Here is a 19750-nt window from a genome sequence, read left to right as displayed (position 1 = left end):
ATATCGTTTTTGGAGAAAAGAGAAGAAGTCTGCCGTTTCCGGGTGCAAAACATCCGAATGTAGATAATACTTACTTCTGATTTCCTGTTGATTCATTGTCGATTCCAAAATTTGTGCAAAGTAACGACATATTTTGCACATGACAAAAAGAAACGTTCACTTTTTTACCGAAATAGTTTACCGCGTTAATGAAACGGTTGTTTTTCCATTGGCTTTTTTAATGAATACTTTCTTGTATGGTTCGTCGTCGTCCGAGTAAACATGCACGCCATTATATTTCCAGGATATCATTTTCGCCCAATATTTACCGCCGATAACGTCTCTATCCGTATATTTATAGGTAATTTGCATTGCATCCTTTTCGCCATTTACATAAATTGGAAAAGAATAAGTGCTCTGTCTTTCATCTCCATAAGCGCTCACTGTGCAATAATACAACCCCTCTTCCTCATCATAAACAACCCAGTTATGATTACCATTATAGTTACCATGCTCCGCATTATAGTCTTCTGTACGTTCTATCGGATTAACTAATTCTTCACGCCATGACACAGGGAGTGTATTTTTATCCTCCGGATTTATCAGACTGTTTCCATTCCCATCTATATAGTAGAATCGTACCGTATTTCCTCTCGAAAAGAAATTTCCATCCGGGATGCTATCATACCAGCCTTCTTCCTCATCAGTCATTTCATCATTACAACCCATCAGGCTGAATATACCTAAAACGAATAGCAACATTCCTAGTAGTTTTCCTGTTTTCATAATATAAAAGTTTTTAGATACCGACAAAGATATTGAATTAATCCGGTAAACAGAATATTTTCTTTAATAATTGTTTCTTCTAATAGAAAGCTCATTTTCAAGACTAACAGTAGTAAGCATTAATCATGAAGTAACTACATTTTGATGTATCTTTCAGTTTTTATCCTTATCTTTGTCGCCATTATATAATAAGGTAATAAAATATGGGAAAAGAAAAAATCATATTGACGGGAGACCGTCCTACCGGAAGACTTCATATCGGTCACTATGTAGGCTCGTTGAAACGCAGAGTTGACCTGCAAAATGCAGGTGATTATAGCAAGATGTTTATCTTCATTGCCGATTCGCAGGCATTGACAGACAATATAGACAATCCGGAAAAGGTGCGTCAGAATGTAATTGAAGTAGCCCTTGACTATCTGGCTTGTGGCATAGATCCGTCTAAAGCTACCATCTTCATACAGTCGCAAATTCCGGAATTATGCGAGCTTAGTTTCTATTATATGGACCTTGTAAGCGTATCCCGCCTGCAACGTAACCCGACTGTGAAATCGGAAATCCAGATGCGTAACTTTGAAGCAAGTATTCCCGTAGGTTTCTTCACTTATCCTATCAGCCAGGCAGCGGACATCACAGCATTCCGTGCAACAACTGTCCCTGTGGGTGAAGACCAGGAACCAATGCTTGAACAAGCTCGTGAAATCGTTCGCCGTTTCAACTATATATATGGTGAGACATTGGTAGAACCGGAAATCCTGTTGCCGGACAATGCAGCCTGCCTGCGTCTTCCGGGAACTGACGGTAAAGCTAAAATGAGTAAATCACTCGGAAACTGTATCTACCTTTCGGAAGAACCGGAAGAAATCCAGAAGAAGATTATGAGTATGTATACCGATCCGGGACATCTCCGTGTACAAGACCCGGGAAAGATTGAAGGTAACACCGTATTCACTTACCTTGACGCTTTCTGCCTCCCCGAACATTTCGAACGCTACTTACCGGATTATCCGAATCTGGCAGAATTGAAAGCACATTATCAACGCGGCGGACTGGGCGACGTAAAAGTGAAACGTTTCCTGAACTCTATTATGCAAGAAATACTCGAACCGATTCGTAATCGTCGTAAAGAGTTCAGCAAAGATATTCCGGCTATCTATGACATGCTTCAGCAAGGATGCGAAGTAGCCAGAGCTGCTGCTGCCGAGACTTTGGCAGATGTGAAAAAAGCAATGAAGATTAATTATTTCGATGACAAGGAGTTAATCGAGGAACAGGTAAAACGTTTCTCACAGGAATAAGGAAGTTTGCATAAAAACGTATCATATAAAGTAAAGGCTGCCTACTCTAAGAAAGAATGGCAGCCTTTATTATAATATATAATTTAAGATTTAGCTAACTTCATCTTCATCATTCTTGAATAATACATCCTTTAATTTCTGATAAAGGAATGAAAGTATCAGTAATATCAGTCCGAGAATGATGAATACAATGATCTTACCGATAGTAGGCATTGCCCACAAATCATCAAATACAAGTTTAAGCAGAACGATTCCGAAAGTCGAAAGGCTTATCATGCGCATGACTTTCTGATGCAAACGCATCCCTAGCCCCATCTGAACAAATCCGGCAATGCTTAATGAAAGCGAAAGTCCGGCACTGAAATCATCCACTCCTACCTGCCAGAGGAAAGAGCGTACCATTGTCACCCAAAGAAGAGTGACCAGAATATTGAGATAAATAGTGAAACGACTCTTGATGCCGATTAATAGATAGTATTGGCGTGCCACATAGTATATATTCGCTATTACAAATGCTGCCGTGAACCATCGCAGTACAACAGGCACAAGAGCCATGTTCTCCCATTGATCTCCCCATATATTTATGATGTATACAAGCGTATTTATCCCAATAGCTAACATATAGAAAGTCAGATATTGGGTGATCGGGAATCGTTTTCTAAAAGCATAGCAAACACTCGAAATGGCAATGGCAGTAAACAAGAACATTGCTCCGCTCCTCGTAGCTCCCTCAAAATGCAGATGGAATTCCATCATAAATGTATAATAAAGTATGGCTACAGAGACAAAAAGCATGAAAGGATTCCAGAAACCATATTTCAGTTGACGGGCTGTAGAGAAGAATGGTCTATAATACCCCATCAACAGAGCAAATGCTCCCGTAGCCAGCCCTACAAACAAAGAGGTGGCAAATGAACTGTTCAGGAAAATAGTGCTGACAGCATGATGCTCATGCATTACTACATTATATATATCCATCAGGTAAGAAATAAAGGTGAGTCCCACCAGTATCTTTGCCGCATATTCATATACCCGGATTCTCGACTTGATATAAAGCCATAACAATAACACCATTTCTGACGCCCAAACTAATGTTATATAATTTCCATCCAACTGAATCGGAACGGTAATAGAGACAAATGTCAACACAAGCCCCAGAGTGGTATACACCAAGAATTTATAGTCTTTCCGGCTCTTCCATAACCAAAGCACCAGTCCTAAATTAACAAGAGCAATGAACAGGCTCAACAAACCGCTTGCTTTGAAAGGCCATCCCATATTCCGCAAGAACAAAGCTCCCGAAAGCAGATAAATAAAGTTATTCGTTATAATGACGAATACCAGTCCCCGACTCATTGTTCGCATATCTTCCCCACGAAGAATAGAGAACACCGGAAGCAGAAAGATAAAATAAAACAGAGTGGTAAACAAAAACAAGTGTCCCGAAATAACTGTAGAACTGGAGGTATAGCTAAATAAAAGAAAGATTCCCATTATCAGCCAGGTAAAGACAAATGAGATAATCGGAAGCTCACCCCACTTCTTATAAATGGAAAGTCCAAACATACCGAGATTCAGGATACTTACATAAGTGAACAGTACCAGATAACTTCCCTCTCCACTGCTTACGATGAAAGGTGCAAGAAATCCTCCGACAAGTGAAATGATAGCCAGTTCACGCCGATTGTACACCACAGACAGAACAGACATAAATACAGTGACGCCTATCAGAATAATAAACGCCATAGTCTGCGAGAAGATATGATAATAATGGAATGCAATGGCAACCGTAAGATAGAATACAGCAAAAGCGCCACCCGCAAGTAACGAGCTAAATGTGCGATATTTCTTTTGCAACCGTTCGGCAACGGCCAGCAATACAGCTCCCGTCAGGAAACCAAGTACGGTACGAAAAGTCTCATTGATCCAATTCTTATCAATAGCATACTTCACAAAGAAGCCTACACCGATGACGAATATAAGGATACCGATCTTTCCGAAGAGATTCTCACCGATAAACTTCTCATAGTTCACTTGTTTCTTTTGTCTTGGAACAGCCTCAACACAAACATCTTCCAATTCTGTTTCAGCCGTCTTTTCAGGTGTTTCTTCCAGTGCCTCACGGACTGTTTCAATAACCGATTCTTGTTTTTCCTGAACAACTGTCCCTTGTTGTGCAGCCTTGACTACCGTAACATGCTCTGTCATTTGAGACATCAAAGGAACATCTTCTGTTTCTTTTACTAATATTTCCTCTTTAGGTTTATGCTCTTCAGTAGCAGTCTTTTGCTGAAGCTTGAGATAATCGTCCATTCGTTTCTTTATCTCATTCAATTCCTTTTCTATTTTCCCGAAGCGATTATCCAACCTACTCCATAGCACAAATAGCATAACTAAAACAAGTAGCGCATATACAGTATTAAAATCGTCCATAATATTCCAGATTTAAGTTCGATATCACAAATATAGATAATAATTAATAGCCTCAATCAATTGTTATTAAATTATTTAGATTATCTCAATAATGTAAGCTTACATCAATTACACAAATCAGACTACAGATCTCAAAATCTGAAGATAGAATCGCCCTTCACCTTTATCCCAAACTCCCGATGAATAAAGAGTTTATGGGTGAATGGCGACTCTTACACCAGTCTTTCACTTTGCTTTGTATGCAATATCATTATAGCTAATCAGAATATCATTATAGCTAACAGGAATATGCTAATAGCAAAAACAAATATGCTAATAGATTATTTTTTTCATTGAGATGATTAAAAAAAACATTGCAGTGTTTTCTGCAATTAATGCAATGATTTTAGAAAACACTATAATAATATTTTTTTGATATGTAATGTGATGAACACAGTAATGAAAAGGACTCCTTTCACCCGCAAACAGTGTATTCATCGAGAGTTCAGAAGAAAGGTGAAGGGGATGAAAAAATTAGTTCTTTGTAGAAGAAATGCAGAGTACCCTTATCAATGCTCTAAAGCACAGCTTTAGGTAGGCTAAAGCTATGCTTTCCATTCCCTAAAGCTATGCTTTTTCAAGCTAAAACAACCTATATTTATAATCAGCGGAAGCGTTTTCATATACCAATCAAGTATAGAATCAAAAGTTCACAAGTTTGTAAACTTCACATATTACAACTCGCATTCACATTCTCTACCAAACTAATAAAAAGGCAGCTGAAAGCGAAAATACCTTATTTCAGGATTCGCTTTCAGCCGCCTTCTCTCTTTCAGCAGGCGATCACAAAGAATCGCCGAATACTGAAATTATATGATTACTGTGCTGATTCGACCAATACTACACGGTTCAGAATCGGTTGACCGAATTTGTCAACACCACCACCGGCTGCAACTTTCAATCTATCGGCAGAGATGCCATACTTCTTAACGAGCAGGTCTTTAACAACTTGTGCACGTTCCAAACTCAACTTCTGGTTGAAAGCCGGAGTACCTGTTGCAGAGTCTGCATATCCGTTGATTGTGTATGTAGCGTTCGGAGATTCTTTTATCTTGCTGGCAAGATATGACAAGTTCATTTCTTCCTGCGGAGACAATTTATCAGAACCGATCTTGAAGAATACAGTACGTGGAGCAATGTTAGTATCTGTTATAACAACTTCTTCAGTATCTTCTACTTCAACCGGTTGTTGTGCATTTGCCAACTGCTGTTGTAATTGCATATTAGCTGCTGCCATTGCATTCATCTGGTTACGCATCTGGTTCAATTCAAGTTCAGAGATAATCTGTGGAACCGGACGTTGGAATCCGCGAGTTGGGAAATAATAAGTTACACCAATAGTAGCACCTAAGATACCATCGTAGTCAGGTTTACCTGCGTGCTCTCCGTCAAACTTGCCTTCCAGACCTGTTGCACTCAATTCCAGATTCAAGTCAACAGCATTCGACAAACGGAAACGGTTGATAATACCTGCATTGAAAGTAGCGGAGTTAGTGTGAGGACGAGAATAAGCATGAGCCCAACCGGCACCAATATAAGGGATAATTTCATATACACGGTTCGGATTGTATCCACCGAAAAGTGCATTCAGGTTAATCATCAAATCACCATGCAAGTTCATGTAGTCCCATCTTTGTTTGTAAGAACCATCTTCTCTCGGACCGCCAACCACATAATTAGCATTTTCGCTGGTGGTAAATCCTTTGGCTTGTAATCCGCTGTACTGCAAACGCAATCCGAATCCCGGAGTTACCCATTTACCAACAGACACGTTAAATGTGGGAGCAACACGATCTCTGAACTTACCGATATGGTCATTGTTTCCATACAATACCTGGGCACCTCCTCCTACAGAGAAGAACCAGTTACTCCAGAAAGGATTAGTTATTACTTGATATTTATCTTGCACCTGAATCACTTCGTATTCAGTTACAGTCATTGTCTGCTGCGCAGAAGCGACAGACGCAACGCCGGCAAATGCCAGCAACATCAGAATCTTTTTCATATACCTAATAGTTAAGTGGTTATTTAAATCTTTTTCTTTGTTGAACTATTTAAATAACACGAACTGAACTAAAAGGTTTTAGGAAAAGATGAATTTATTTGTTTTATTTGAATAATCTTTCGATGTCCTCCTCCTTAATGGTTGTCAAAACGGTTTTCCCATCGGGTGTGTAATTCGGTGAGGGACAGGCAAAAAGGTTGTCTACAAGGCTTACCATTTCTTCATTACTCAACACCTGTCCGTAGACAATAGCCGCTGCCCGCGCCAATGTGATTGCCAGAATATTTTGGATTTCTTCCTTAACGTCATTCCCTTTTTCCATCGCTGTATGTAGCATATTACGCACCAGTTCGACCGGATTCAGTCCTTCAATACCCGAAGGGATGCCATTGATGGCATAGCTACCGCCTCCCAGATTGCTCAAATCGAAGCCGACTGCCGACAAATCATCCATAATGCTTTGAAGAACAGCAGCTTCTGAAGCCGGTAATTGTAATATTTCCGGGAAGAGAACGCCCTGAGATACTCCCTGTTTCTGTTGAATCTGTACCATATAGCGATCAAAAAGCACCCGTATGTGTGCCCGGTGTTGATCGATTAGCATCAGACCCGATTTAACTGAAGTCAAAATAAACCGCCCTTTAAACTGCAAATGCTGATTTCCTTTTTCCATCACCGGTTCGTTGGCATACAAAGTAGAAGAAGCGGCGGATGTCACCGTCTCTATCTTTTCTTCCACGAAGGCCGGTTCGCCTCCAATAGAAGAATCCTCCCAATCCATTTCGGGTTCCGGCTGCGGATTATTCATCTTACTGGCTTTTGTCAGCCCTCCGTACAAATCCTCCCATTCTACCTTCGAACGACTATACGATCCGCTACCACCGCCACCGGCAGAGACTTTAAACGGATTATAATCTGTATTATAATGTACCTTCGGAGGTTCGGAAGATATCTTTTCCTCAAATGCCGGAATGTCAGGCATATCCTCCGTATCAAAATCAATGGAAGGGATAGCACTGAACTTACCCAACGATTCCTTAACGGATGCTGAAAGTATCTGCCAGATGGCCTGCTCATTCTCAAACTTGATCTCGGTCTTTGTCGGGTGAATATTCACATCAATATTAGCCGGATCTACATCAAAATAGATAAAATAGGAAATCTGTTCACCGGCGGGAATCAACTGCTCATAAGCCTCCATGACTGCCTTATGAAAATAAGGATGGCGCATATAACGTCCGTTGACAAAGAAATACTGATGGGCTCCTTTCTTACGGGCAGTCTCCGGTTTGGCTACGTATCCGGAGATTTTCACCATGGTAGTGTTCACGTCTATATTCAGTAATTGCTGGTTGAGCTTCTTACCGAAAATAGCAAGAATACGCTGACGTAACTGTGATACCGGAAGATTGAAGAGCTCCGAATCATTACTATACAGCGAAAAGGCAACTTCCGGATGCACCAAAGCGATACGCTCAAATTCGGCAAGGATGTTGCTCAATTCAGTGGAATTAGCCTTTAAAAATTTACGACGGGCAGGCACATTAAAGAACAGGTTCTTTACAGAGAAGTTACTTCCTTTAGAACAGGATATAGCCTCCTGGCTCTCCACTTGAGAACCCGCAATCACCAGTTTCGTTCCCAGTTCTTCCGATTCCGGACGCGTCTTCAGTTCTACCTGCGCCACTGCTGCGATGGATGCCAATGCTTCCCCACGAAATCCCATGGTACGCAAAGCAAACAAGTCCGCAGCTTCCCGTATCTTGGAAGTAGCATGCCGCTCAAAAGAGAGACGGGCATCCGTTTCGGACATTCCTTTTCCATCATCAATCACCTGAATACAGGTTTTACCCGCATCAGTCACTAACACATGTATATTTTGCGCATCTGCATCAATCGCATTCTCCACTAGCTCCTTGATAACAGATGCCGGACGTTGTATCACTTCACCGGCAGCAATCTGGTTAGCTACCGAATCAGGTAACAAATGAATGATATCGCTCATACTTCGTAAATTAACAATTAAAAACTCCAGCTTCCTGTTGCTAAATAATGCCACAGATAGAGAAGGAAGGCAATGATTATCAGTATGATTCCGAAAGAAACCGGTTTGCGGCCACTTGCTTTTCTTCTTTTCAAATGTGTAGTACCTTCGACGAATTTACCGCGAATATCTTCCGGATTAAATTCTTTCTCCGGCAGCATCCCCAAGTCACGTTTGGCGTTCTCCTCCATCTTAGCGAGCTTTTCTTTCCGCTCGTCTACATAAATGTATTGATGATTAAAGCCCCGGGGCTTTCTCATTGAGTTAAACATTCCCATACTACTTCATATTTATTAAGTTTCGCTTTTCTGTCTTTGGTCGCCGGTCGGTAGTCGGCTTCAATGTTTCTCCCGCACGCTTGCTGCGCCAGTTGAAAATATCGTCCTTATTTAGCGGACGGACATAATCGAACCAGGCAAAAGTAGGAAGACGCAGTTTATCAGGCGGTATCTGGTCCATCGGATACATCGTTCCGTTGGATTTACCGATAAAAAGTCCTTTTTCCATTCTCTTATCCTTCATATAAAGATGCAGCATACTACCTTCCAGACAATTAAATCCGGTCATCGTACTGTCTTTCTCTTCAGGATAAAAAGCTGTCAGCACATTACCGATCACTTCAATATGGCGCATATCTCCATTAACGAAATAGGCTTTCATCTCCTTGCCGGACACTTGATTATAGTGAATAGAGTCTTTCATCTCCACTGTCAACGCCTGGTTGATAATGTGCGCCCAGTCAATCGTGCTGTCATTCATATAAATCTTGATCTGCTCACCAAGCAGTTGCTGTCCGTCATTCCAAAGAATAGGGTCAGTATACATGGTCATACAGGAATCTTTCGAATTATAGACCAGTGAGTCACATACTCCCTGAACATCTGTACGATACATACGTACTTTATGGTAAGCCTTCATCAACCGGTACAAAGAATCGGTATTCAGATTATAGGACACCATCTGCAAAGTATCCCCATGCATATAAAGACTGTCTCCCTGTGAATAATCGATAGCAACAGCACGTTTTGTTGCAAACGCGGAGTCCGTCAATTCATTATAGAAACAATAATCGCCCGTCAGCATATTCTTATTGATGGAGTCTGTCATCTTCACATTATCGAATGCTTCTCCGTAACCGATTATCCGGTCATAGAACAGACTGTCGCCTACAAGTTTCTTCCCCTGATTGGTCAGGACCGAACGGTCCAACAATTCCGCTTGTTCGGTCAATGTGTTATAGAATCCCCGTTCCGAATAGATATGATTATTATCACTGACAATATTGGAAGGTCCGAGAATCACTGCTATTTTGTTTTCGGTATTATACCTCAATGTATCGGAGGTCAACACAAACTTAGGGTTCACCAACTTCACATCATGGTTGAATACCGACTGTTTCGTTGCAGGGCTATATTCGCCCCAGTCGGAGGTCAGTACATTCTCTTCATCCATCAAAGTTCCCCCCTCGAAATAATATCCGAGATCGTAGAGACGGTCGTAGTTCAAGCTGTCCGTCAGCAGGGTCGTGTTCCGGTTAATCATCTTCACATTTTCACGAAGTTGTGCAATTTGCGTCATTCCGTCATAATAAAGATAATCACCATAGATGAACAAGGTGTCTCCCTGTTCCATACGCACATTACTGAAGGCTTCTACGGAGTTGGTTTTCTCAAAAATCAGTGCACTGTCACAGTACATATACATACTGTCATGACGCAACTTCACGTTACCAATCAACACCTGCACATCCGGACGTGCCAGCTTATCCGCCTGTCCTTCGTCAGCATGAAGCAAGTAAACTTTGGTCTTTTTATTCTCCGGTTGCTTCTTGTTGTCCGATTGTTTCTTATTACCCGCCGGCGTTTTGGTTTTGGGAGCCGTCTTAGACGTATCCGCAGTCGATTTTGTCGAAGCCCCTGCCGTGGGTTTCTGTCCCGTCGGCCTCACTTGTGCCACAAGACATACACCAAACAGGCATAGAAAGCCTATAAGGAGCCATCTATGCCTGTCTTGTTGTTTATTTTTCTTATTCTTTTTCAGCATATAAAGTCAAAGCAAGGTTATATCAGTCATTCTTGACCCAACCCGGATACTTGAAGTCACACTTCTGCCAGTTTTCGTTGATGCGTACATAAGTGTGTTTTTGCTTATTCAGAATCCATTTCTGCAACACCTCTTCGCGACGCTTATCCATTACGATTTCTTTCAGATCCTGATAGTCTTCCGCGATGGTTGCTTTATGACCATTGATTTTGGTTTTCAATTTCACGATAGCGCATACTTCTTTTCCATCTTTCTCATTAATCATTGTAAAAGCTTTGGAAATCTCGCCAACATTCATCTTATCCACTACCTTAGCAACGTCTTGAGGAAGATCCTGCATCTGGAACTTAGAAGTAGTGATACCTGAATGTTCATTGATGTTCACCATGATACCGTGATTGTTGCGGGTATCCTTATCTTGTGAGATAACGGCAGCGGCATCATCAAATGTGAATTTGTTAGCACGAATATCATCTGCAATAGAATCCAGACGGGCACAAGCCTCGGTCAGTTCTTTTTCCGATACTTTCGGACGCAACAGGATATGGCGGGTATTAACACGGTCACCACGCTTCTCAATCAACTGGATAATATGGAAACCAAATTCCGATTCTACAATTTTGGAAACTTTCTTCGGGTCCTGCAAGCTGAATGCCACATTCGCATAAGCGGGGTCCATCATACCACGTCCCATAAATCCACATTCACCACCTTTAATGGCAGAAGCCTTATCTTCAGAATACAAACGGGCCAATGTAGAGAAGTCGATTTCTCCTTTTGTCACACGATCCGTATAATCACGCAGTGTCCTCTTTACATCCTCGATTTCCGAAACGGGTATTTTGGGTTGCAAAGTAATAATCTGCACTTCCACCTGTGTAGGAATGTAAGGGATACTATCCTGTGGAAGGTCTTTGAAGTAACGGCGTACTTCTGCCGGAGTCACTTTGATATCTCCTGCCAGTTTCTGCTGCATCTTCTGAACCGTCAATCCGTCACGTGCATTATCACGCAAAGTTTCACGAATCTGGGTGGATGTTTTATTGAAATACTCCTCCATTTTCTCTCTGGAACCGATCTGCTGGATGTACATATTGGTCATCATATCCACACGCTGGATGATTTCCGCTTCGGAAACCTCGATACTGTCCAACTTTGCCTGATGCAGGAATAACTTCTGCACGGCAATCTCTTCAGGAATTACACAATAAGGATCGCCTTCGAATCTGCGTCCATTATACAAGGCATCCATACGGGCCTCTTCTACATCTGATTTTAAAATAGCTTCGTCACCTACTACCCAAACTACTTCATCAACCACATTATCTTGTGCATAGGTTGCCACATTAGCAAATATTGCCAGGACAAGGGTAACAACAAATCTAAAGTTCACAAACTTCTTCATTCTTTGTATTTAATAATTATATATAATCTTCTTCTTACTTACCGCCTGCTGATACAAGTCGTTCTTTACCTGTTCCATAAAGCTCACCCGTTTCTGATTTACCAGTAAGTCTTTCACTTCCGAGCGGGCAAATTCATACGGTTTCTCCTCACCAACTCCGCGAAAATCGCTCACATTCAGGAAATAATAATAAGCCGTATCTTTCAATTCTACCTGACGGTGTTTGTTTACGTACTCTTCCGGTGCCTCTACTTTCAACGGAATCATGTCCAAGACATCGGTCACGGACACCCATTTATCATAGAAATATTCATATTTCACCGCATTCTGCAAACTATATTTTTCCAGGCTCTCGATAGCATCCTGTTTTTCCGACTTATACCATCTGCGCACATTGTTCAACTGGGGAGCTGTCAACGGCACTTTAATAAACAATCCCTTAATCAACGGACTTTCCAGTTTAAACAATTCCTTGTTTTTGCCGTAATACTCTGCTATCTCGTGTTCGGAAATATCATTCGTCAACTTCTGGTTAATCAACTCCTGCTGATAAGTATGCATTATCAACGCTTTCCGATAATTCTCCACCAGCTTGTCTACATCCACATTATCGGGGATATTGTTCGCAGCTTTCTCATACAATAAAATCTCTTCCGCCCAACTACGAATATAGTGCTCGGTGAAGAGAATGCTATCATCTTTTGACAATCCGACCGGAAGCACGGACATCAAATCTTCTTTATATAAAAAGTTACCGTCCACCTCTACCAAAGGAGTCTTTCCTTTGTGGTCGTGCTGTTCCTTGCACGCTCCACAACCAAGAAGGGTAATCAGTAAGAGGACTAATATTCGCATCGGCAACTAAAATCTACTTATTTAAGGTACGAAGATAGTGAATAATCGGTTACATCAGTTATTATTAACTGTTTTTAAAACCTCTTGGTTTATTTCAACCTTACCGGACTCACTCAATTCCCGCATCCAACACGTGTCAAGATAGCTTCGATAATCCTTTCGAACCCGATCAATTACTTCCCGATAATCATCCGGACCTTTCATTTTTTCGCCTACTACAATAGTAAAAGGATAAGACATCAAAGGATCAAAATCACCCTTCTTAAAAACCAGTTTATCTATATATTTATTGTCTCCGTCGGCAAAAATTCCTTGTTCAACTTGTATCTTTTCCTCCCCGGATGTATTAAAAGTTTGCCGAAGCTTGTCCGCCCACTCTTTTTCCGGCACTTTCTTCAGCATTTTTTTGGCTTGCTTTGCCGTCTTTTTATCAACGCAATGAAGCACGACTCCTCTATACCGGGGGCTCTCCCACCGATAATCCGACGAATGAAATTTAAAATAAGTAGCCAATCCCGCCCGGTCATTAGCTGCGGGCAAATCTATTTTCTGACGTGTTATCTCTTCCACCAAATAGTTTTCATCAGATTCCCGCAAGGCATAAGGAATTTCCGGATGCTTTTTATCGATATTCCGGCTTTCATAATCCAGCAATGACTTAGCTATAAATCCTTCCAACTGCCGTTTAACAGCTTGAGGATGAGAAGAGGCAAAATGCGTGAACATAGTTCCGGTGTATGCTTGTCCGTCAATCGTAAACAGGGTTTGTTCTGTACGGCCTTTCGCCAGCAGTTCTTCCATTGCCGCCTGATTGGGAGCATACTGCCATGCTTTTTTCAAGCGTTCGAGCACCGCACCTGCACCTTTGTCCAAAATCTCCTTGCGCCGTAACCGTTCCATTAACCTGGCACTGACATTTTCGTAAGCAGCTGTTTCCTCCCGATCCATCACTTTCAAGATATGAATCCCTTCAGGAGTGAAAAAGGGCTGCGATGCCATACCTTTTGCCAGAGAGAAAGCAACATTCTCAAACTCGCTCGTTGTTTCCAGACATTCGATCCATCTACTTTGCTTATCATCCGAGTATATTTCGACCAAACGGTTAAAGTTCAAATCCGGCTGATTCTGTATCATCCGGTATATAGAATCCATCCGCGTTTTTTCTTCTTCTAAATGCCGGGAAGTGATTGTCTGTGGCAAACGTTTGAAAATCTGCATCACTTGTACCCTGCCGCTACGTGCTTTCAATCCCATCTTCTGATAGATAGCACGGGCACAACTATCCATCACTTGCCTGTCTATCAGATAAGATTCCACCAACTCGGTCCGGCATTTCTCCTGTTGTTTACGAAAAACAGAGGTCGTATCAAGTCCGGCAGCCCTGGCTGCTTCCACTTTCAACTTCGATTGAGCGAAAAGTGCCGCATACTCTTTGGACGAAAGTCTGGCATTTGAACGTTCCGCATAACGGCGGTATGCATATTCAAATTCCGAACGGAGTATCTCTCTTCCGTTAACACGCATCAATACCGGATCTTCCTGTGCAAAGACCGCGACTACAAAGAGAGAAATACATCCCAACAACAGGCTTCTTTTCATCATCAATTTTTATTTTTCAAACAACAAACGGTGAGCAGTGAACACCCTGCTGATTATACAGCCTGTTCACCGTTCACCGTTAATAGTTCACCGTATCTATCTATTATTCCGGACGGCTATAGTTAGGCGATTCACTGGTAATCGTCACGTCGTGCGGATGACTTTCCATTACACCTGCATTGGTAATGCGGGTAAACTTAGCGTCATGAAGTTTCTCAATGTTAGCAGCGCCACAGTATCCCATACCTGCACGCAAACCGCCAGTCAGCTGATACACAACTTCGAAAAGCGTACCTTTATAAGGAACACGGGCAGCGATTCCTTCGGGAACAAGCTTCTTCACATCAGCAGTTCCACTCTGGAAGTAGCGGTCTTTCGAACCGTTCTCCATTGCTTCCAATGAACCCATACCACGATAGGATTTGAATTTACGACCATTGAAGATAATAGTGTCACCCGGAGATTCTTCTGTTCCGGCAACCAATGATCCGATCATTACGCAATATCCTCCGGCAGCCAATGCTTTCACCACGTCGCCCGAATAACGCAAACCACCATCGGCAATCAAAGGAATACCTGTACCCTTCAACGCTTTCGCTACATCATAGACAGCCGATAACTGTGGAACACCTACACCGGCAACCACACGAGTTGTACAGATAGAACCCGGACCGATACCTACTTTCACAGCATCCGCACCAGCTTCCACCAAAGCTTTGGCAGCTTCTCCGGTAGCAATGTTACCTACCACAATATCAATATTCGGGAAGCGTTTCTTTGCTTCTTTCAGTTTTTCAATCACAAACTTAGAGTGTCCGTGAGCTGTATCAATCACGATTGCATCTGCACCGGCATCCACCAATGCCTGCATACGATCCAGCGTATCGGCAGTAACACCTACACCGGCAGCTACACGCAGACGACCTTTGGCATCTTTGCAAGCCATCGGTTTATCTTTTGCTTTTGTAATATCTTTATAAGTGACAAGACCGATCAACTTTCCGTCCATTCCGACAATCGGAAGTTTCTCAATCTTATGTTTCTGAAGAATCTGTGCAGCAGATTCCAAGTCAGTAGACTGGTTAGTAGTCACCAATCTTTCTTTCGGAGTCATGACAAGATCAATATGTTTTGCCATGTCTCTTTCGAAACGCAAATCTCTGTTGGTAACAATACCCACCAAATAACCTTCATCATCTACCACAGGGATACCACCGATTTTATATTCCGCCATGATGTCCAGTGCATCCTGAACAGTAGAACCTCTTTTGATCGTTACAGGGTCATAAATCATACCATTTTCGGCACGCTTTACGATAGCAACTTGTCTTGCCTGTTCTTCGATAGACATATTTTTGTGAATCACACCGATACCACCTTCACGAGCAATGGCAATAGCCATTTTCGCTTCGGTAACCGTATCCATGGCAGCCGTCACAAAAGGAATTTTTAACTCAATGTTTTTTGAAAACTTAGTCGAGAGATCGACAGTGCGCGGTAAAACTTCAGAATAAGCGGGGATCAACAATACGTCGTCGTAAGTCAACCCATCCATTACAATCTTATCAGCAATAAATGACATAGGGCTATGCGTTTAAAAATTATTGCGTGCAAATATACGGTTTTTATTCAAAACCGCATACCTGCACGCCTATTTTTTTCGCTTTTTTAATTAGCCATTTCAGAGATGAACTTAATACGTACCAAACGAACTTCCTCTTCCGTGAAGTCATCGCCTAATTCGTCAAGCGCATCATCAATCTTATCAGTGGTAGATTCCTTGAAATAATCGTAGATATCAAGCATATGATCTTCATCCATGATTTCTTCCAGGAAGTAATCTATATTCAGTTTGGTTCCCGAATAAACGATCGCTTCTACCTCGTCCAACAGTTCACCAAATTCAATCCCTTTGGAAAGAGCGATATCATCTAACGCCACTTTACGGTCGATAGCCTGAATAATAGCTACCTTCATCTTAGATTTATTGGCAACCGTACGTACCCGCAGGTCTTCCGGACGTTCTATCTCATTCTCTTCACAGTGGCGTTTGATTAATTTACAGAACTCTTCACCATAACGTTTTGCTTTTCCGGCACCTACGCCAGGTATATTCTGCAACTCGTCCAATGTCACCGGATAAATGGTAGCCATTGCTTCCAAAGACGGGTCCTGGAAGATCACATAAGGCGGTACTTCCAGTTTCTTCGAGAGTTTCTTCCGCAAGTCCTTCAACATGGAATAAAGAGCCGGGTCTACTGCACAGGAGCCACCGCCGCGTGCCGGAACTTCTTCTTCCGTCTCTTCGAAATCGTTGTCCTCGGTAATCTTGAATGACTTCGGTCTCTTCAGGAACTTATGTCCTTCCTCCGTCACTTTCAGGAGTCCGTAATGCTCCACATCTTTGCTCAAGTAACCTGCAATCAGCGCCTGACGAATCACTGCGTTCCATGTCTTATCCTCTTCACCCATACCGGAGCCGAAGACTTCGAGGTCTTCATGCAAATGCGCCTGTACTTCGGAAGTTTCTTTACCTTGTAGTATGTCTATAATATAATCTGCCTTAAAATTTTCTTTCACCGCGATAATCGCTTCAATCACGGCACACAATAACTCTTGAGCCTCCACTTGTTTTTTAGGGTTTAAACAGTTGTCACAATTTCCACAATTTTCTTCCGTATATTCTTCACCGAAATAATGCAGCAACGTCTTGCGTCGGCATACGGAAGATTCGGCATAAGCAGCGGTTTCCAACAGAAGCTGCTTGCCAATTTCCTGCTCTGCCACAGGTTTTCCTTGCATGAACTTTTCCAGTTTCTGCAGGTCTTTGTTTGTATAAAAGGTTATGCACTGACCTTCACCGCCATCTCTACCGGCGCGCCCGGTCTCCTGGTAATACCCTTCCAGACTCTTTGGAATATCGTAGTGAATCACGAACCTCACATCCGGCTTGTCAATTCCCATACCGAAAGCGATAGTTGCTACAATAACGTCCACTTTTTCCATCAGGAAATCATCCTGATTCTTGGTCCTGGTCAACGAATCCATTCCAGCATGATAAGGACGCGCATTGATACCGTTTGCCTGCAGGATTTCAGCAAGTTCCTCCACTTTTTTCCGGCTAAGGCAATAGATAATGCCCGATTTCTCCGGATTGTTTTTGATAAACTTGATAATATCCCTGTCAATATTAGCGGTCTTCGCACGTACCTCATAATAAAGGTTCGGACGGTTGAACGAAGATTTGAAGACTTGAGCATCTACCATTCCCAGATTTTTCTGGATATCATGCTGCACCTTCGGTGTCGCCGTTGCGGTAAGCGCAATCAACGGAGCTTTACCTATTTCATTGATAATAGGGCGAATCCGCCGGTATTCCGGTCGAAAGTCATGGCCCCATTCAGAAATACAGTGAGCTTCATCCACTGCATAGAACGAAATCTTTACCGAACGCAAAAACTCTACGTTTTCTTCTTTCGTCAGCGACTCCGGCGCTACATATAGCAATTTTGTCTTTCCGGCAAGGATGTCCGACCTCACTTGGTCTATCGCGCCTTTATTTAATGAAGAATTGATAAAATGGGCGACGCCATCTTCTTCACTGAAATTGCGCATTGCATCCACTTGATTCTTCATCAACGCAATGAGCGGAGAAATTACGATTGCCGTACCTTCCATCAAGACCGAAGGTAGCTGATAGCATAAAGATTTCCCGCCACCGGTAGGCATCAGTACAAAGGTATCTTTACCATCGAGCAAGTTATTAATGATCGCTTCCTGGTTTCCCTTGAACTTATTAAATCCGAAATACTTTTTCAGTTCATCTGTTAAATTAATCTTCCCTGCCATCTTAACTAAGGTTGTTTTATTCAGTTCATGGTTTAACTTTAAGTATGTTCTCTTCTTCAAGAGAGCCAAACAAAGTTATAAACAACTTCGTAATTACCAAGCAAAATGCGACTAATATTTTCAAGAAAATACAGTTACGATCATTTTCTGTAGCCTTACTCTTTGATTTTAAGCGGTTTGTAGTCGTGCCATATTCGCTTTTTCCAGTTGCATCTTTGCATAATCCAGCGTCACCTTATACTCTTTTTTGTTCTCTGAAGGGATTTCAAACATGACATCCATCATAATTGTTTCCACAATAGAGCGCAATCCGCGGGCACCTAGCTTATATTCTACCGCCTTGTCGACGATATATTCGAAGACATCATCTTCAAATGTCAGCTTGATACCATCCATTTCAAACAGTTTGATGTACTGTTTGATGATTGAGTTTTTCGGTTCGGTAAGGATCGCACGAAGCGCATCCCGGTCCAGCGGATTCAAATAAGTCAATACCGGAAGACGTCCGATAATTTCGGGAATCAGTCCGAATGACTTCAAATCCTGTGGAGCGATGTACTGCATCATGTTATTCTTGTCTACCGTCGCTGTTTTCTGCGATGCCGTATAACCTACGACATGGGTGTTCAACCGTTGGGCGATCTTCTTCTCGATACCGTCGAACGCACCGCCGCAGATAAAGAGAATATTCTTGGTATTTACCGGAATCATCTTCTGGTCCGGATGTTTACGGCCTCCCTGGGGAGGTACGTTCACCACAGAACCTTCGAGCAATTTCAGTAATCCCTGCTGTACGCCTTCACCGCTCACGTCGCGAGTGATGGAAGGATTATCTCCTTTACGGGCAATTTTGTCGATCTCGTCGATAAAAACGATACCCTGTTCAGCTTCAGGTACATTATAATCTGCCACCTGAAGCAAACGGGTTAAAATACTTTCGATATCTTCGCCCACATAACCGGCCTCCGTCAGCACTGTAGCGTCTACAATAGTAAACGGCACGTGCAGTAACTTAGCAATCGTGCGTGCGAGCAACGTTTTCCCGGTTCCGGTACTACCCACCATAATAATGTTCGACTTTTCAATCTCCACATCATCACCGCTGTCTTTTTGCAACAAACGTTTATAATGGTTATAGACCGATACGGAAAGGAAGCGTTTCGCATCATCCTGCCCGATCACATACTGGTCGAGGAATTTCTTGATTTCTACCGGTTTGGGCAGTTCTTTTAAGTTGAGCTTGGTAGCTCCTGCACTTTTCTTGCCTTCTCCCAATGCTTCCTGAGTGATCTCATAAGCCTGGGTAGCACAGCTGTCGCAGATGTAACCGTTCATTCCCGTAATCAGGAATCCGACTTCATTCTCCGACCGTCCACAGAAGCTACACCTTTTCTTTGTTTTTGAATCAGCCATTT

The 19750-nt window shown here is 42.3% G+C and carries 13 protein-coding genes; 1 reads left to right on the top strand and 12 read right to left on the bottom strand.

Features of this window, described 5'->3' with window-relative positions; translation table 11 throughout:
- Positions 1-177: 177 nt before the first annotated feature.
- On the bottom strand, positions 178-765 hold the full coding sequence (locus NQ505_RS09465; protein WP_009000243.1) for a hypothetical protein: 588 nt from the start codon (positions 763-765) through the stop codon (positions 178-180).
- Between the two features lie 203 nt (positions 766-968).
- Here NQ505_RS09465 and trpS point away from each other — a divergent pair, with 203 nt between their 5' ends.
- Positions 969-2063, top strand: coding sequence for a tryptophan--tRNA ligase (gene trpS, locus NQ505_RS09460; RefSeq protein WP_004297181.1), 1095 nt, complete (start codon positions 969-971; stop codon positions 2061-2063).
- Between the two features lie 90 nt (positions 2064-2153).
- Here trpS and NQ505_RS09455 read toward each other — a convergent pair whose 3' ends face one another.
- The 11 genes from NQ505_RS09455 to clpX all read right to left on the bottom strand — a co-directional run bounded on the left by NQ505_RS09455 (position 2154) and on the right by clpX (position 19748).
- The gene (locus NQ505_RS09455) at positions 2154-4496 is read right to left on the bottom strand and encodes a DUF2339 domain-containing protein (protein ID WP_009000242.1); all 2343 of its coding nucleotides are present in this window, start codon (positions 4494-4496) and stop codon (positions 2154-2156) included.
- Positions 4497-5352: 856 nt separating this feature from the next.
- Positions 5353-6540: an OmpA family protein gene (locus tag NQ505_RS09450; RefSeq protein WP_004305595.1), complete on the bottom strand. Its 1188-nt coding sequence runs from the start codon at positions 6538-6540 to the stop codon at positions 5353-5355.
- Between the two features lie 103 nt (positions 6541-6643).
- Positions 6644-8545 (bottom strand): DNA mismatch repair endonuclease MutL, encoded by a 1902-nt coding sequence (mutL, locus tag NQ505_RS09445; RefSeq protein WP_009000241.1) that lies wholly within the window; start codon positions 8543-8545, stop codon positions 6644-6646.
- A gap of 17 nt (positions 8546-8562) precedes the next feature.
- Entirely contained in the window at positions 8563-8862 is a 300-nt protein-coding gene (locus tag NQ505_RS09440; RefSeq protein ID WP_004297174.1) for a hypothetical protein, read from the bottom strand.
- A gap of 1 nt (position 8863) precedes the next feature.
- Positions 8864-10627 carry an OstA-like protein gene (locus NQ505_RS09435; protein WP_004297173.1) on the bottom strand — a complete coding sequence of 588 codons (1764 nt, stop codon included), beginning with the start codon at positions 10625-10627 and terminating at the stop codon, positions 8864-8866.
- Between the two features lie 22 nt (positions 10628-10649).
- Positions 10650-12032 (bottom strand): peptidylprolyl isomerase, encoded by a 1383-nt coding sequence (locus NQ505_RS09430; RefSeq protein WP_004297172.1) that lies wholly within the window; start codon positions 12030-12032, stop codon positions 10650-10652.
- A 9-nt stretch (positions 12033-12041) separates the two neighbouring features.
- Positions 12042-12887 carry a hypothetical protein gene (locus NQ505_RS09425; RefSeq protein ID WP_032853778.1) on the bottom strand — a complete coding sequence of 282 codons (846 nt, stop codon included), beginning with the start codon at positions 12885-12887 and terminating at the stop codon, positions 12042-12044.
- Positions 12888-12941: 54 nt separating this feature from the next.
- Positions 12942-14486, bottom strand: a complete 1545-nt coding sequence (locus NQ505_RS09420; RefSeq protein ID WP_009000239.1) for a peptidylprolyl isomerase — start codon at positions 14484-14486, stop codon at positions 12942-12944.
- A 103-nt stretch (positions 14487-14589) separates the two neighbouring features.
- Positions 14590-16068 (bottom strand): IMP dehydrogenase, encoded by a 1479-nt coding sequence (gene guaB / locus NQ505_RS09415; protein WP_009000238.1) that lies wholly within the window; start codon positions 16066-16068, stop codon positions 14590-14592.
- 86 nt (positions 16069-16154) lie between these two features.
- Positions 16155-18335, bottom strand: coding sequence for a DNA helicase RecQ (gene recQ / locus NQ505_RS09410; RefSeq protein ID WP_004324651.1), 2181 nt, complete (start codon positions 18333-18335; stop codon positions 16155-16157).
- A 168-nt stretch (positions 18336-18503) separates the two neighbouring features.
- Complete coding sequence (gene clpX, locus NQ505_RS09405; protein WP_004297166.1) at positions 18504-19748, bottom strand: ATP-dependent Clp protease ATP-binding subunit ClpX; 1245 nt, start codon at positions 19746-19748, stop codon at positions 18504-18506.
- Between the last annotated feature and the right edge of the window lie 2 nt (positions 19749-19750).

The sequence above is a fragment of the Bacteroides sp. D2 genome (assembly GCF_025147085.1).
In the GTDB taxonomy this organism is placed as follows: Bacteria; Bacteroidota; Bacteroidia; order Bacteroidales; family Bacteroidaceae; genus Bacteroides.
Note: the sequence above shows the minus strand (reverse complement) of the source record. Positions and strands in the feature narration are given on the sequence as shown.